The organism is Limnobacter humi (assembly GCF_024518835.1).
Taxonomy (GTDB): Bacteria; Pseudomonadota; Gammaproteobacteria; order Burkholderiales; family Burkholderiaceae_B; genus Limnobacter; species Limnobacter humi.
The window spans coordinates 228,884-243,593 of sequence record NZ_JANIGO010000001.1 but is presented as its reverse complement, the minus strand read 5'-3'; the positions used below and the strand labels follow the sequence as shown (position 1 = coordinate 243,593).

The window sequence follows — 14,710 nt, the reverse complement described above, 5'->3', positions numbered from 1 at the left end:
GCAGTTCCAATTCATACTCTGCATATATAAAAAACACCTTAAAAATATATTGGACTGGTGTTTTTCATGCAACTAAACTGGTTTTCATTCCGGCAAATCCCACAGGTTCCCATGTCCAGCATGTCCACCGCTTCCACTTACCTGGAGGCGGGTACCACCGAATACAAGCAAGCCAACCTGGCCATGTTTTTGGGAGGCTTTGCCACGTTTTCGCTGCTGTACGGGCCCCAAACCCTGTTGCCGCTGTTTGCCCACACTTTTCACGTGTCACCGGCCGGTGCCAGCCTTACGCTGAGTGCAGGCACCGCCGCTTTGGCACTCATGTTGATTCCGTTCAGTCTCCTTTCTGACCGGTATGGCCGAAGCCTGTTGATGAAGTGCTCCTTGTTCGGATCGGCCTTTTTTACACTGTTGGTGCCCTTGGTGGACACTTTTTCCCACTTCCTCGTGCTGCGGGTGTTGCTGGGTGTTGCCATAGCCGGCCTGCCGGCCACGGCCATGGCGTACTTGGGTGAGGAAATTGCACCCAGTGCGCGGGGCCGTGCCATGGGCTTGTATATCGCCGGCAATGCCTTTGGTGGCATGAGCGGGCGTTTCATCATTTCCTGGCTGACCTCGGTGGGTGGGTGGCACATGGCATTTCTGTGCTCAGGGCTCTTGGGCATGGCCGCAGCCATTCTGTTTTATCGCAGCGTGCCCGACTCCAGGCATTTTCGGGCTCGCGCGGTGAGCCTGACCATGCTGTTGCAAGACGCCCGTGCCCTGTTTGCCGATGCGGCTTTGCCGAAAATTTATGCTGTGTCGTTCATGCTCATGGGCGTGTTTGTGGCGCTGTACAACTATCTCGGTTTTCGCCTGGAAGCCTCGCCCTATGGCTTAAGCCACACCCAGGTGAGTGCCATCTTTTTGCTGTATGCCTTGGGCACCGTCTCGTCGGCCACTGCCGGCCGTTGGGTCGACAAAATTGGCCGTCGCAATGTGTTGTGGCGCATGGTGGTGTTGATGATTGCCGGTTTGGCACTCACGCAGTTTGCCTGGTTGCCCGTGATTGTGGCGGGCGTGGCTTTGTTCACCATGGGCTTTTTTGGTACCCATTCAACCGCCAGTGGCTGGGCTGGAGAGCGGGCGCGTGAGCGCCGCGCACTCAGTTCGGCGGTGTACCTCACCGCCTATTATCTGGGCGGCAGTTTGCTGGGTTCCGGTGCCGGGCTGGCTTGGGGTTTCGGTCAATGGCGCGGGGTCAGCGCAACACTGTTGCTGGCCCTGCTGGCGGTGCTCGGTTGTGCGTTGCTGCTGAAAAAAATCACGCCCTTGTCTGCAGTCGTGCCGCCGTCCCGCTAGGGTTTACCCTCGGGAAAATGCTTATCGCGCTTACTTTTTTCATGTGGATGGCTGCCCATCCTGGCATTGGCGTACACTGAGCGCTCCCGTTGTTTAGGAGACCTCATTCATGAAGCACACCGTTTCTGCACTCGTGGCCAGCCTGGCCTTGGCCTTGGGTGGCCTGGCCGCCACAGCACCGGCCATCGCCGCTGCGCCCATGGTGAAAACCCAGGCCCCCGGCTACTACCGAATCCTGTTGGGTGACTTTGAAGTGACCGCCCTGTCGGACGGCACGGTGAAGTTGCCGGTGACCAAGCTCTTGCACCAGGACGAAAAGAAAACCAGCAAAGCACTGAAGGACAGTTTCCTGGGCAATGAAGTGGACACGTCTGTGAATGCGTTTTTGGTGAACACCGGCAGCAAACTGGTGCTGATCGACACGGGTGCCGCTGGCCTGTTTGGCCCCACGCTGGGCAATGTGTTGAACAACCTGAAAGCCGCAGGTTACAAGCCAGAGCAGGTGGATGACATTGTGATTACCCACATGCACCCTGACCATGTGGGTGGATTGGTGGCCGATGGCAAGCTGGCGTTTCCCAATGCCGCCCTGCACATTGACAAGAAAGACACCGACTACTGGCTGAGCAAGGCCAACATGGATGCAGCACCGGACGACAAGAAAGGTTTCTTCCAGGGTGCCATGGCGTCGGTGAACCCCTATGTGGAGGCCGGCAAACTCAAAACCTTCCAGGGCAATACCGAGATTGTTCCGGGCGTGAAGGCGATTGCCAGTTACGGTCACACCCCAGGCCACACCGTGTATGAAGTCGACAGCAAAGGCCAAAAGCTGGTGCTGTGGGGTGACCTCATGCACGTGGCTTCCGTGCAGTTTAACCACCCGGAAGTCACCATTGGTTTTGACAGCGACAGCAAAGCCGCTCGCAAAGAGCGTGAGAAGGCTTTCGCCGATGCCGCCAAAAACGGTTATCTGGTGGGCGCCAGCCATTTGTCTTTCCCTGGCGTGGGTCACTTGGTCAAAAATGGCAAGGGTTATACATTCCTGCCCATCAATTACCAGGGCCTGAAGTAAGTCATCGCTGGTGTAGAGTTGGAAGACGCCCCCTCGGGGGCGTTTTTCGTTGAATGCCTGTTCTTTGAGGTGCTGCTGTGATGTCCCCCAAACTGTTGCCGGTGCTGCTGCTCATTGTGTCCAATGTGTTCATGACCTTTGCCTGGTACGGCCATTTCAAGTTCGGTGAAAAACCGCTGTATGTGGTGATTCTGGTGAGTTGGCTGATCGCGCTCATTGAATATTGCTTTGCCATTCCGGCCAATCGAATTGGCCACACGGTGTACAGCACTGCTGAGCTGAAGACGATGCAAGAGGTGATCACGCTGGCGGTGTTTGCCGTGTTTTCCGTGGTGTACCTGGGCGAGCAGCTCACCTTGAATCACGCGGTGGGGTTTGCCTTCATTGGGCTGGGCGCCTTTTTCATTTTCAAGGGGCCGCTCTGAGTCCGATGTTCGGAAGTCCACCCCGGCCGGTCAAACTGCGTTAACCTAGCTTTGCCTGTTGCAGTGTGAGGTGTTGTCATGCCGTCTTTTCTGGCCCTGTGTGCATTTGTCCTGATGGTGTTTGGTGGCTACGGTGCTGTCAACCAACCCGTGCAGGAGCCCGCCTGGCCTGACGTCATTCCCGGCTTTGCTTTCTCCCCTTACCAAAAAGACCAAAATCCACAAAACAATGTCCTGCCCACTCGGGAAGACATCATCCGCGATTTGGCCCGCCTGCAGGGCAAAACCCGGGCCATCCGCACTTACACGGTTGAGGGGGTGTTTGGCGACATTCCCGAGCTGGCCAACACCTACGGCATCAACGTGGCTTTGGGCGCGTGGATTGGGCCCGATGCGGTCAGCAACGCACGGGAAATTGACCGCCTGGTGAGCATCTCCAGGTCAGCGCCGCACAACATTGTCCGCATGCTGGTCGGCAACGAAGCCTTGCTGCGCACCGATGTGTCCGTGCATCAGCTCACCGCGTATCTAGACACGGTGCGGGCCTTGACCGACATCCCGGTGAGCACAGCCGAGCCCTGGCATGTGTGGCTACAAAACCCCGAACTGGCTGCGCATGTGGATTACATCGCGGTTCACTTGCTGCCGTTTTGGGAAGGTGTGGAGATGGACAAGGCGGTGGACTATGCATTGAACACCTTGCATCAGGTACAGGCACGTTTCCCAGACAAGCGGGTGGTGGTGTCTGAAGTGGGTTGGCCCAGCCAGGGCCGCACCATTCAACAGGCGGTTGCTTCGCAAGCCAACCAAGCGATTTTTCTGCGCCGCTTCATTCACCGTGCACAGGCTGAAGGGGTGGTGTTTTATGTGATGGAAGCTTTTGACCAGCCCTGGAAGCGAACAATAGAAGGGGCTGTGGGTGCACACTGGGGCGTGCTGGACGCGGACCGCAACCCCAAGTTTGAAATGCGCAACCCCATCATTGCAGTGCCGCACTGGAAAATGCTCGCAGGCGTGTCGGTGGGCGTGGCGTTGTTGATTACCCTGTTTTTGCTGACCGATGCTCGAGCCTTGACCACTGCCGGGCGCTCATTTCTCATGTTCAATGCGTTTTCAGCCTCCACCCTGGTGGTGTTTATCCTCTATGAGTTTTCCCAGCAGTACCACACCTGGACCAGTGTGGCCGTGTCGGCACTGATGTTGCTGGGTGTGCTGGGCATTGTGGTCGTGGTGCTGGCCGAAGCCCATGAGTGGGCTGAAGCCTTGTGGGTGGCAGGGCGGCAACGGCTGCTGGGCAAACCGTTGCCGCGGGAAACAGCGACGGCTTCGAGTGCCTTGCCCTTTGTATCCATTCATGTACCGGCCTATGAAGAGCCACCCGAATTGCTCAAGGCCACCCTGAATGCTTTGGCCCGACTGGATTATCCACAGTTTGAAGTGCTGGTGATTGACAACAACACCCGCAACGAAGCCACCTGGAAACCCGTTCAGGCGCATTGCATGAGCCTGGATAGCAGCGACCATCGATTCCGTTTTTTCCATGTAAACCCCCTGGCTGGCTACAAGGCGGGCGCCTTGAACCTGGCCCTGGATCACACCGACGCCCGTGCCGAGGTGGTGGCCGTGATTGATGCCGACTACCAGGTCGCGTCCAACTGGCTGCGGGATTTGATGCCTGCTTTTTCCAACCCGTCGATTGCCATTGTGCAGGCACCACAGGATTATCGCGACGCCAGCGACAGTGCATTCAAAGCCCTGTGCTATGCGGAATACAAAGGTTTTTTCCATGTGGGCATGGTCACCCGCAATGAGCGCAATGCCATCATTCAACACGGCACCATGACGCTGGTGCGGCGTTCCGTGCTGGATGATGTGGGGGGCTGGGGTACCCACACCGTGACGGAAGATGCTGAACTGGGTTTGCGCATTTTTGAGGCGGGGCATGAGGCCACCTACATTGACCACAGCTATGGCCAAGGGTTGATGCCCGACACATTTCTGGATTACAAAAAACAGCGTCACCGGTGGGCCTATGGGGCGATGCAAATTGTGCGTGCGCACGCCGCGGCTTTGCTGGGTTTCCAGAAAACAGGCCTGACGGCTGGGCAACGCTACCATTTTTTGGCTGGCTGGCTGCCTTGGATGGCCGACGGCCTGAACCTGTTGTTCACCGGTCTGGCGGTGATCTGGTCCGTGTTGATGCTGATCAATCCCTTGGCCTTTAATGCGCCGCCCTTGCTGATCAGCGTGGTGCCATTCCTGTTTTTCGTGTTCAAGCTGGTGAAGTTGCTCACGCTGTACACCACCCGGGTGGGCACCACCCTCGGGCAGGCCTTGGCCGCCACACTGGCGGGTTTGTCCCTCAGTTACACCATCGGGCACGCCACCTTGAGCGGTTTGTTGCTGGGCCGAGCCATTGCGTTCGCCCGCACGCCAAAGACAGGGCAACGTGCCCGTTGGCGGCAAGCCTTGGCAGCGGCGCGGGGTGAATCCATTTGCGCGCTTGCGTTGTTGTCTCTTCAGGTCCTGTTGCTTGCACGGCTGGGACTGCAGGCACAGGAAAACCTGGCCTGGTGTGGGGTGTTGTTGCTGCAAAGCGTGCCTTGCGTGGCGGCCGTGGTGGTTTCTCTGCTCAGTGCCCGCGCGGAAGGCCTGGTGGATGAAAAGGCGGAATCACTTGTTTAAAAAAGGCGTTGTTTCCTGGTTGTGCGCACTGCTGTTGCTCAATGCGCTGATTGGCTTTGAGGCGGTGTGGCCCACGGTGTGGGTGAAGCCCACCTTGAAGTTGGGGCCAGACTTTCTAGTCCTCCTGTTGTTGATGGCGGTGTGGACCTGCTGGCGCGGCAGGTTGGGTAGCCGTCTTCTGGCGGTGCTCTCCGGTTTTTATCTGGTGCTGGTGCTGGGCCACTATGCCGACATGGTGGTGCCCAATGTGTTGGGTCGCCCCGTCAACCTGTATTGGGACTTGCCGCAGTTGCCCCGCTTTGTTTGGGTGAGCGCCAAGGGCTTGCCCGGGTGGATGAGTGTATTGGCTGCTGCCGCGCTGGTCCTGTTCATGGTGGGGTTGTACCGGGCCATTCACTGGGGTTTCTCAACGCTGGCGGACGGCCTGTGGGCCTACCGAAAAACCGCGCGACTGTGGATATTGCTGTTGCCTTTGTCTGCTGTGGCTTGTGCCAATTATGCTGGCGTGGAATCCACCTGGCAGGTGGTGTGCAAGCCGGTGGTGCCCACCTATTGGAAAGAGGCTGTGCGCCTGTGGGATGCGTTTTCCCCCACGGGGGCCGCTAGCCTGCTGCCCGCCAGCACTGTGGTGGATGCAGCCATGGCAAAGCCGCCTGGCACCGTGTTGACCGAACTGAAGCATCGCGATGTCATGCTGATGTTGCTGGAAACCTATGGTGCCATGCTGTATGACCAGGCCGATGCCAATGCAGCTGTGGCAGGCTCACGGCGTGAGCTCGCCAACGCCATTGAGCGCAGTGGCTGGCAGGCGGTGTCTGCGTTTTACACATCACCCACGGTGGGTGGCGCCAGCGACTTGGCGCACATGTCGGTGTTGTCCGGCATCGACCTCAACCTGCACCAACCCCGCAAGTTTGACGTGCTGATGACCACTCAGCGCCCCACGCTCTTGCAGGTGTTTCAGCGGGAGGGTTATGAGGTGGTGGGCCTGTACCATTCGGTGTTCTGGGATTGGGTGGAGCGCAGCTTTTACCGTTTTGACCGTTATGTCAGCGGCCCTGATTTGAACTACACCGGGCCAGCCTTTGGTTTCTGGAAAATTCCGGATCAATATGCCCTGGCCAAATACGCAGAGCAATACCCGGCAAAGCCGGGTGACAAGCCCCGCTTGACGGTGTTTCCCACCATTTCCACGCACTTTCCGTTTTATCAGGTGCCGCCTTACCAGCCCGATTGGAAGCGGGTGCTGAGTGATACGCCCTTTGACCCCGCGCAGGCCGCCCGCGCACAAGCCGAGCAGGTGAATTGGGCCAATATGCGGCCCGATTACTTGCGCACCATCAACTATTGCCATCAGTGGCTGGCGGGGTATTTTCAGCAGCCCGAGCAACGCGACACGGTGGTGGTGATGTTGGGCGACCATCAACCCACCGGCAGCGTGACGGGACCGGATGCGTCCTGGGATGTACCCGTGTTCATCGTGGCGAAAGATCCCGCCTTGTTGGCGCGTTTCAAGCAACTGGGTTTCACCGATGGCTTGACACCGGCCCACAGAAAGCCGCTGGGCGGGCTGAATGATTTTACCGCGACCTTGTTGCAGGCCTTTGGGCCGGGATCGGTCGGACCCTGACTGTGCGCTTTCAAGGCGCACAGCACTTTATTCAACGCATTGGCCGATCGCCGCCTTCAGGTCGGGTTGAATTTTGAACAGGCGGTCCATCTTGGTGAGCTGAAACAGGGTTACCACCGGCTTGCTAAGGTTGCACAACACCATCTTGCATTGCTGGCTGTTCATGTTTTTCAGCAACATCACAATGCCGGCCAAGCCCCCGCTGTCCACCAGTTGTGTGGCCGCCAGGTCCAGCACAAACCGTTTGTGATGGGGCATCAGTTCCTGCAGGGTTTCCCGGATATGTCCGGCCGTTTTGGCATCCACCACCCGGGCTTCCAGGTGAACCACCTGCACTTCATCCTGTTCTTCAATGGTCATCATGGACAACACGTTCCTTGCATGGCGAAAAAACATCCAAAACCGCTGTCAGCCAGTATCAACACTCATGTGCGGCTAACAATTTGACAGAAAATTCACAATTGTTTTAGTTGATTTTCTGTTCTGAGTCGTTATAGCTTTATACCGCAGGCCCAGCGGTTCGGATGTAAACAACGATTAACTACAAACATTAAACAGGGTTTCGACAGGGTGGCAAATCTATTTTTACGCGTTGTTTGCGCGGGCCTGATGGCGCTTGCATGTTTTGTCACAGCGCCGGCACGCGCTACAGCGGGCGGCAGTGATGCCCCGCCGGTGGCCTCGCGGTGGGAACTTCGGCTCGATGACCTGCGTTTGGACCGTGCCTTGGCACGTTGGGCCAAGCAGGCTGGTTATTCTTTTCGCTGGGATGCCGACCGTTATCTTTTAATTGGCGCGCCGTCGGTGTTTGAAGGCAACTTCACCGAGGCCATTGCCCAAGTGCTGGACACGCCGGGCATTGCCAATTCTGAATACCCGCTGGAGGCCTGTATCTACGCCAATAACCCACCCCTGCTGCGCATTACTCGCTTGGGCGACCAGACGCGGGAGTGCCCATGAAGTCCTTGTTTCGCTTGAGCAACGTAGGCGCTGCTGTGTTGATGTTGCAGGCCTGCGCAACGCCCATCTCCCAAAAAATCACCGAGATTAAACGCAGCCAGGCCGTGGACAAGCGCGACGCGGTGGTACGCAGTTTGCCCGGTGATGCCCAGGTGCGCGGCGGTGCCGACTTTGCAGATTCGGCGGCCCAACGTCAGAGCAAGCCAGCGGTGTTGCGGTTTTCCAGCCGCAGTTGGGTGGGCGCTGCCATGTTGCCCACCAACGCGGATGACAAATTGCCCCCTGGTTTCTCGGCCGAATATGTCATGAACTTCGCCGACGGGAAAAATCCCTTGCCCTTGTCGGTGGTGTCGGCCCGCTTGGCGCAAATGGTGGGTATTCCGGTGCGTATTCAGCAGGATGTGTACAACAACCCGGCCACCAGCAATGCCACCAACGGCAGCACCACCAATAGCGAAACAAGCACAGCGGCATCCCCTGCCCCAGCCGGCGGTGGAACTGGCGCTGCTGCCGCTGGCGGTGGTGCAGCCAAGTCATCCGACCCTGGCTCTGCGTCGGCCCTGGCTGAGGCCTTGCAGGCTGTGCAGGCCCTGCCTGCCGTGGGGGCCAAGCAAGCTGCAGTGGCTGCCCCGGGCGCGGCAAGCGGCGTATCGGCCACCGGCAGCAACCCGCCAGCCAGCAGTCTGATGTTGTCGGCGGCATCCATGAATTGGCGCGGCACCCTGATTGGTTTTCTGAACAACCTCACCGATCAGCTGGGCCTGTCCTGGGAATACCGGGATGGCGCCATCGTCATCATGCGGTTTACCACCGCGATGTACGAAGTGGCCAGTTTCCCCAACGGTTACAACTACACCATCAATTCCGGGACCACTGGATCAACCACCGGTCAAGGCATGAGTGCCTCGTCCCAGTTGAATGTGGCCGAGCAAGGTGCCATCAATGGCATGACCAGCCTGGTGGCGGTGGTGAAGAAAATGGTGGAGGGCGTGCCGGGTTCCGAGGTGATTGTGTCGGAAGGTTCTGGACGCTTGGTGGTGCGTACCAGCCGCGACGCCCAGGCCAGTGTGCGTGAGTTTATTCGTGCCGAAAACGCGAACATGCTCAAGCAGGTTCAAATTCAGATGGACATCTACTCGGTGACCACCACCAACGCCAATGAACTGGGTGTGGATTGGGCCGCTTTTTATCAAAGTCTGTCTGGCAATTACGGCCTGAATTCATCGGCCCCCACCACCTTGACTTCGCTCAATGCGGGCGCGATTACAGCCACCATTTTGCCGGGCGGCACCAGCGACACCAGTCGGCGTTTTGGCAATTCATCGGTCGTTATCAATGCCTTGAACCAGATCGGCAACAACGTGCAGCACCGTCCAATTTCGTTGATTGCACTGAACCGCCAGTGGGCACGCAAGGCCCGTTTGAACACCACTGGATATTTGTCGGAAACCAAACCCTCGGTGGGGTCAGCACTGGGCGGTGGCACCGGTTTGCCCGGTTTGACCACGAGTTCCATCACGACCGGCGACCAATACGCGGTGATGCCGTTCATTCTGGAAAACAACACCGTGATGGTGAAGATGGGCTTGAGCCTGTCCGATCTGCTGGGTTTGTTTGAGGTGACCACCGGCAGTGGCGATACGTTGCAGCGGGTGCAAACACCCAACACCAGCGCCATTTCCGACCAGTACACCATTGCATTGAAGCCTGGTGAAGTCATGGCCATCACCGGTTTGTCCAGAGACATCTCCAGTGGCGATGAGCGCACGCTGGGTGAGGGCATCAGCCTGGGGTTTGGAGGCTCACGCATTTCCAGTGCGCGGCGTGAGAATTTCATCGTGTTCATTCGCGCTGTTATTTTGTAGGTTTCGCCATGAAAGACGAGACCAGCGCGGTCGGTCAGTATGCCAAGCGTCTGCTGGTGGCGGGTTTGTCCTGGCAGCCGGTGTTTGCACGGCGGCTGTGGGGCCAGATGGCTGAAATTCGCCAAAATGCATTGTTGTTGGATTGCGGCCTCTACGCGTCGGTGAAAGCCGGCAAAACCGTGGTGGCCGGGTTCGACAATTTTGACGAGTCCCTGAGCAAAGAGGAGCGCAATGATGCGCCCTATGCGCTGGCGGCGGTGTTGGCCCGTGCTTTTGGCGACACGGATTCCCTGGTGGCCTGGCGCATACGGTCGGGTGACCGCTTGGGTGAGGTGGCCTTGGTTGTGATCGAACATGGTGTGCCCACCATGGATGTGATTGCCACGGAAAGCGAAGTGCTGGCGATGATGGAGTATTACCAGCGCAGCCGGGAAGAAAGCCAGCTGTTTCGCGTGGTGAGCAATGACACCAAGATTTGGGTGGCCGATGTTCACATTGAGGATGATTCGGCATTCATCAAGCGACACGTTCAGCGCGCCGACAAAATACAGACCATTCCGCTGGATTACAAAAACCTGTCGCAACTGATTGCTTTGGTGTTGGTGGTGCTGGGCGCGTGGGTGGGTTACCAGTACTACAGCGATGCGTCGCAGAAGCGCGCACTGGCCCAGCAGATTGCCTTGCAGGACAAAACCCAAGAGTACGGGCAAGCGCTTGAGCAAAGCCTGGGACGCGTTGGGTTAAGCACGGCGGATTACCAAACCTTGCTGCAGTCTGTGTATGACTTGCCGTTTTTCATCAACGGTTGGGCTTTGCAAAGCATGGAGTGCAAGTATGCGGCCTGCACCATGAAATGGATGTCGGTGGGCGGGTACACCGATCAGTTGGAAGCCGCGTTTCCGGTGAAAGAGGGGTATGGCGTGCTCATCAACAAGGCGGTGCCCTCGCAGGCGGTGGTGACACGAAATTTTAACCTGCCGCTGTCGGGCCCCAAGGCCTGGCGAGAGCTGGCGGTGAAAAGCGAGCTGGACAACTGGGTGCTCAAGCAGCGCCAGGTGTATGAGCATTCCAAACTCAAAATTGAAATGTTTGCTGAACCAGAAATTTGGCCCACAGGCTACGCCAACATTTCGCCGGAAGGCGCGGTGAGCCGCTATCGCTTCCGGTTCAAAGGCGGTGTATCCATGGCAGAAGCCTTTATTCGGGCCCAGGAAAAATCGATGTATTGGGATTCATTGACCATGACGTTTGCTGCGGTCAGTTCTGCCGCCCCTGAAATCGAGCTGGATTTGCAGGGGGCCTATTATGCGTATTAATCGCACCGCGTTCCTCGTGCTGTTGTTCCTGGTCAGCGAGCAAATTCTGGCTGCCGGTTCGTCGGGCAGCATCAGCATTCGGGCACTGGCTGACCGCCAGCGCAAAATCGAAGAAGCTGAATTTTTGAACAAGCTGAATGGCACGCCGGCTGCCAGCAGCTTGGCCGAGGGTGTGCCTACACCGGCCGAACCTGGCCAACCCGCCATGCCGCCCCTGCGCAACTTCTTCCCCGCGGTGGAGGAAGAGCCGGTGCCTGCACGCAACACGGTGATGGCCATTTATGGCCCTTTGGGTGAGCTGAAGCTGGAGGTGGCCGATGGCAAGGGCGGCGTGCAAACCTATCGCCAGGGCGATGTTTGGAATGGCCACCGCATTGTGTCCTTGAGCGAGCAGGGCGTGGTGATTGAAAAAACTGGCAGCACGAAAAGTCGCCGAACCATTTCGGTGGGGGCTCGCCCATGAATACGCCTGTCAAAGCATCGGTGAAAGTGCCGCCCAGCATGGTACCGCGGGCAGATGGACCGGTGGTCATCAATGCGTTGTCTGAGTTGCCGTTTTACACCAGTGTGCTCAGCGGGCGTACGGGGTCTCACTTGGTGTTGTTGCCCGCAGCGGTTGAGTCGCATTTGGTGATCATCGAGACCGGGATTAAACGGGCCTTGGTGTTGTTCAATCCGGATTCCCCGGTTCCGTTGGCGCCCTTTATCGCCCAGGCTCGCGGACGCCTGATTGCCAACAAATTCCAACTGGATGGCAAAGACCAGCCCTGTTCACTCAGTGTGCTGGAACACCTGACCGAGCTGGCCCGTTCCAATGAAGTGGATTTGGAAGGCCTGGAGGACAGCAATTTTTCGCAGAGCCAGGCCAAAGAAATTTTTGAATCCTGGGTGAACGCCGCCGTGCGTGAAAAAGCCACCGACATTCACGTGCGGGTAACCAACAATGTGGCCCAGGTACACCTGCGGGTGGATGGCGACCTGGAACCGCTGCGTGATGGTCAGAACGGCATTTACACACCGCTTCAGGCTGAGCGTGCCATGGCCTGGGCTTATAACAATGCATCGGGCAAGGGTTCTAACAGTGAGTCGCAATTCTCGACCACCGAAAACCTGTACTGCATGATCGAGCCCCGGGAAATTGCCGGTCAACGCGTGGCCTTGCGGTACCAAAGCATCCGGGGTTGGTCGGGCACCAAGCTGGTGTGCCGCCTGCTGTATGTGGATGTGGACAGCCCCACCCTCAGTTATGAGCAGTTGGGCTATGCGCGTTCGCAAATTCAGGAACTGAAAAACGCCTCCAACACCCCATCGGGTCTGATCATTTTTTCAGGTGTGACCGGCTCGGGCAAAACCACCTCGTTGAAGACCTTCATTGAAACACACCCGCACCTGGAAGCGGATGCGTTTTACTCGCTGGAAGACCCGGTGGAATATCCCTTGAAGGGTGTTCACCAAATTCCGATTCAGCGTGACCTGATTGACCGGCAGGCCTCCATGGCCAAGTTCTCGGAAGTGATTGCTGGCCTGATGCGCGCCGACCCGGGTTGCGTGATGATGGGGGAAATTCGCGATTCCGCCAGTGCCATGGCGGCCCAGCAAATTGTGGAAACCGGCCACATGGCCTGCGCCACGGTGCACGCGCATTTGATTTCCGGCATTGTGCCGCGCCTGACCAACGATGAAATCGGCATGAGCCGGGAAGTGCTCACCAACCCCAACATGCTGACCTTGCTGGTGTACCAGGCGCTGGTGCCCAAGCTGTGCACCAATTGCCGCATCAATGGTTCGGTGTACTCGCGGGTGTACGCCGATTCCGAGCATGTGTACGACATTTTATCGCTGGCTGAGCAGCGGTTTGGTTTGACCCGTGATCGCTTTTTCTTTAAAAACCCGCGGGGCTGTGGCCGTTGCCGTGGACGCGGTACCACGGGCTTGACCGTGGTGAGCGAGGTGTACAGCCCGGACACGGAATGGCTCAAGCTGATACGGGAGTCCAAAGATTACGACGCCATGCGTTACTTCCGTTCCAAGTCCAATGGTCAGTTTGACAGCCCGGACATGACGGGAAAAACCGTGTTTGAACATTCCCTGTACAAGGCCCTGATGGGCACGGTCGACCTGCGGGTGTGTGAGCGATTCGACAGCTTCCACCGGTTTGAGGTGTTGTCGTGAACGGCATCATGGCCTTGTTCAAATCCCTCTGGACTTATGTCCAGTTGATGGATTTCCGAGGCAAGCGGGATGAGTTTTATTTGCAGCTGGCCCGCTCGCTGGAGCGGCGCGAGCGGCTTCGCACCTTCCTTGTGGAAGAGCAGAAAATTGCCAAGTCCAAGGCCACGCGAGATTCGTCCCGCGAGTTTGCCATGCGCCTGATGCTGGCGAAGTTGAGTCAGGGGCAGGACTTCAAAATCAGTCAGATTTTGAGTGAGGTGATGCCCAATGAGGACCGCTTGATGCTGTCGGCGGTGGACCAGTCCAAAGACAAACCCGAAACCCTGCGTTCGCTGGTGGTCGCCATTCAACAGCAAAAGCAGGCCCGTAGCCTCATCTTCAAGGCCATGTTCCCACCATTCATCATGCTGCCTGGCGTGTTTGTGTTCAGTTATGTGCTGGCCACCCGCAGTATTCCCATCATTGCGCAAATTGCGCCGCCCGAGGTGTGGACACCCTACAACGCGGCCGTTCGCAATTTTTCGGAATCGGTGGCCAGCCATGGCTTTCAGACCATGGGGGTAATGATCGCGCTCATCACCTTCTTCATCTATCAAATGCCGCGCTGGAAAGGCAAGTGGCGGGGCCGCATTGAGCGCATTCCCCAGGGCATTGGTTTGCTGCTGTTTCCGGTGTTTCCCATCGCCTTGCCCTTGTCGATTTACCGGGATTTTCAAGTCACTTTGTTGCTCACGTCGCTGGCGGTGCTCCTCAAAAGTGGCAGCACCCTGACCGGTGCCATCGACAACTTGCGGTCCATGGCGCAACCCTGGATGCAATGGCATTTGCGGCGCGTAAGCCGCCACTTGTATGTGGCACCCACCGAGTATGTCGAAGCCTTTGCCAATGGCTTGCTCAGCCCCAAGTTGCTGGCCCGCTTGGCCACCACCATTCGAAATGACACCCGGTTTGACCGCGTGCTCATTGAGCTGGGCACGCAAGGCGTGGCTGAAGTGCGCAAGGAAATTGAAAAAACCTCCAAGGGCATGAATACGCTCTTGATGGTGGCCTCGGCCGCCTGCGTGCTGTTTCTGTATGTGGGCCAGTTGTCGATTGCGCAAAGCATGACCGACGCCTTGGACCCCGTGAACAAGATGAAACAGTACCGTTAAGTGTTTAAAGCAGTACCGAAGTGCAGTACCCGTGACGTTTTTTTAACCCGTGTTCAGCGTGAAGCGACACACAATTTTTAGACAGGAAGACCC

12 protein-coding genes are annotated in these 14,710 nt (G+C 57.6%); 11 read left to right on the top strand and 1 reads right to left on the bottom strand.

The window, feature by feature from the left end; genetic code table 11:
• Positions 1-66 precede the first annotated feature (66 nt).
• The 5 genes from NQT62_RS01140 to NQT62_RS01120 all read left to right on the top strand — a co-directional run bounded on the left by NQT62_RS01140 (position 67) and on the right by NQT62_RS01120 (position 7,153).
• On the top strand, positions 67-1,341 hold the full coding sequence (locus NQT62_RS01140) for an MFS transporter (RefSeq protein WP_256762699.1): 1,275 nt from the start codon (positions 67-69) through the stop codon (positions 1,339-1,341).
• Between the two features lie 109 nt (positions 1,342-1,450).
• Positions 1,451-2,413: an MBL fold metallo-hydrolase gene (locus tag NQT62_RS01135; RefSeq protein WP_256762698.1), complete on the top strand. Its 963-nt coding sequence runs from the start codon at positions 1,451-1,453 to the stop codon at positions 2,411-2,413.
• A gap of 80 nt (positions 2,414-2,493) precedes the next feature.
• Positions 2,494-2,838: a DMT family protein gene (locus NQT62_RS01130; protein WP_256762697.1), complete on the top strand. Its 345-nt coding sequence runs from the start codon at positions 2,494-2,496 to the stop codon at positions 2,836-2,838.
• 78 nt (positions 2,839-2,916) lie between these two features.
• A complete protein-coding gene (locus NQT62_RS01125; RefSeq protein ID WP_256762696.1) occupies positions 2,917-5,523 on the top strand; it encodes a glycosyltransferase in 2,607 nt (868 codons plus the stop codon).
• Positions 5,516-7,153 (top strand): sulfatase-like hydrolase/transferase, encoded by a 1,638-nt coding sequence (locus NQT62_RS01120; protein ID WP_256762695.1) that lies wholly within the window; start codon positions 5,516-5,518, stop codon positions 7,151-7,153. Before NQT62_RS01125 ends, NQT62_RS01120 begins: the two co-directional genes overlap by 8 nt.
• Positions 7,154-7,180: 27 nt before the next feature.
• Here the strand turns inward: NQT62_RS01120 and NQT62_RS01115 are convergent, their stop codons facing one another.
• On the bottom strand, positions 7,181-7,516 hold the full coding sequence (locus NQT62_RS01115; RefSeq protein WP_256762694.1) for an STAS domain-containing protein: 336 nt from the start codon (positions 7,514-7,516) through the stop codon (positions 7,181-7,183).
• A gap of 246 nt (positions 7,517-7,762) precedes the next feature.
• On the opposite strand from NQT62_RS01115, the gene NQT62_RS01110 reads away from it, so the two are divergent.
• The 6 genes from NQT62_RS01110 to NQT62_RS01085 are packed head-to-tail and all read left to right on the top strand — an operon-like array spanning position 7,763 to position 14,617.
• Positions 7,763-8,113, top strand: coding sequence for a TcpQ domain-containing protein (locus NQT62_RS01110; protein ID WP_256762693.1), 351 nt, complete (start codon positions 7,763-7,765; stop codon positions 8,111-8,113).
• A complete protein-coding gene (locus NQT62_RS01105; RefSeq protein ID WP_256762692.1) occupies positions 8,110-9,978 on the top strand; it encodes a type II secretion system protein GspD in 1,869 nt (622 codons plus the stop codon). The genes NQT62_RS01110 and NQT62_RS01105 overlap by 4 nt, the downstream gene beginning before the upstream one ends.
• 8 nt (positions 9,979-9,986) lie before the next feature.
• Entirely contained in the window at positions 9,987-11,294 is a 1,308-nt protein-coding gene (locus NQT62_RS01100) for a type IV pilus inner membrane component PilO (protein ID WP_256762691.1), read from the top strand.
• Positions 11,284-11,757: a hypothetical protein gene (locus NQT62_RS01095; RefSeq protein ID WP_256762690.1), complete on the top strand. Its 474-nt coding sequence runs from the start codon at positions 11,284-11,286 to the stop codon at positions 11,755-11,757. Before NQT62_RS01100 ends, NQT62_RS01095 begins: the two co-directional genes overlap by 11 nt.
• Positions 11,754-13,466 (top strand): ATPase, T2SS/T4P/T4SS family, encoded by a 1,713-nt coding sequence (locus NQT62_RS01090; RefSeq protein ID WP_256762689.1) that lies wholly within the window; start codon positions 11,754-11,756, stop codon positions 13,464-13,466. The genes NQT62_RS01095 and NQT62_RS01090 overlap by 4 nt, the downstream gene beginning before the upstream one ends.
• On the top strand, positions 13,463-14,617 hold the full coding sequence (locus NQT62_RS01085) for a hypothetical protein (RefSeq protein ID WP_256762688.1): 1,155 nt from the start codon (positions 13,463-13,465) through the stop codon (positions 14,615-14,617). Before NQT62_RS01090 ends, NQT62_RS01085 begins: the two co-directional genes overlap by 4 nt.
• Positions 14,618-14,710: the final 93 nt, after the last annotated feature.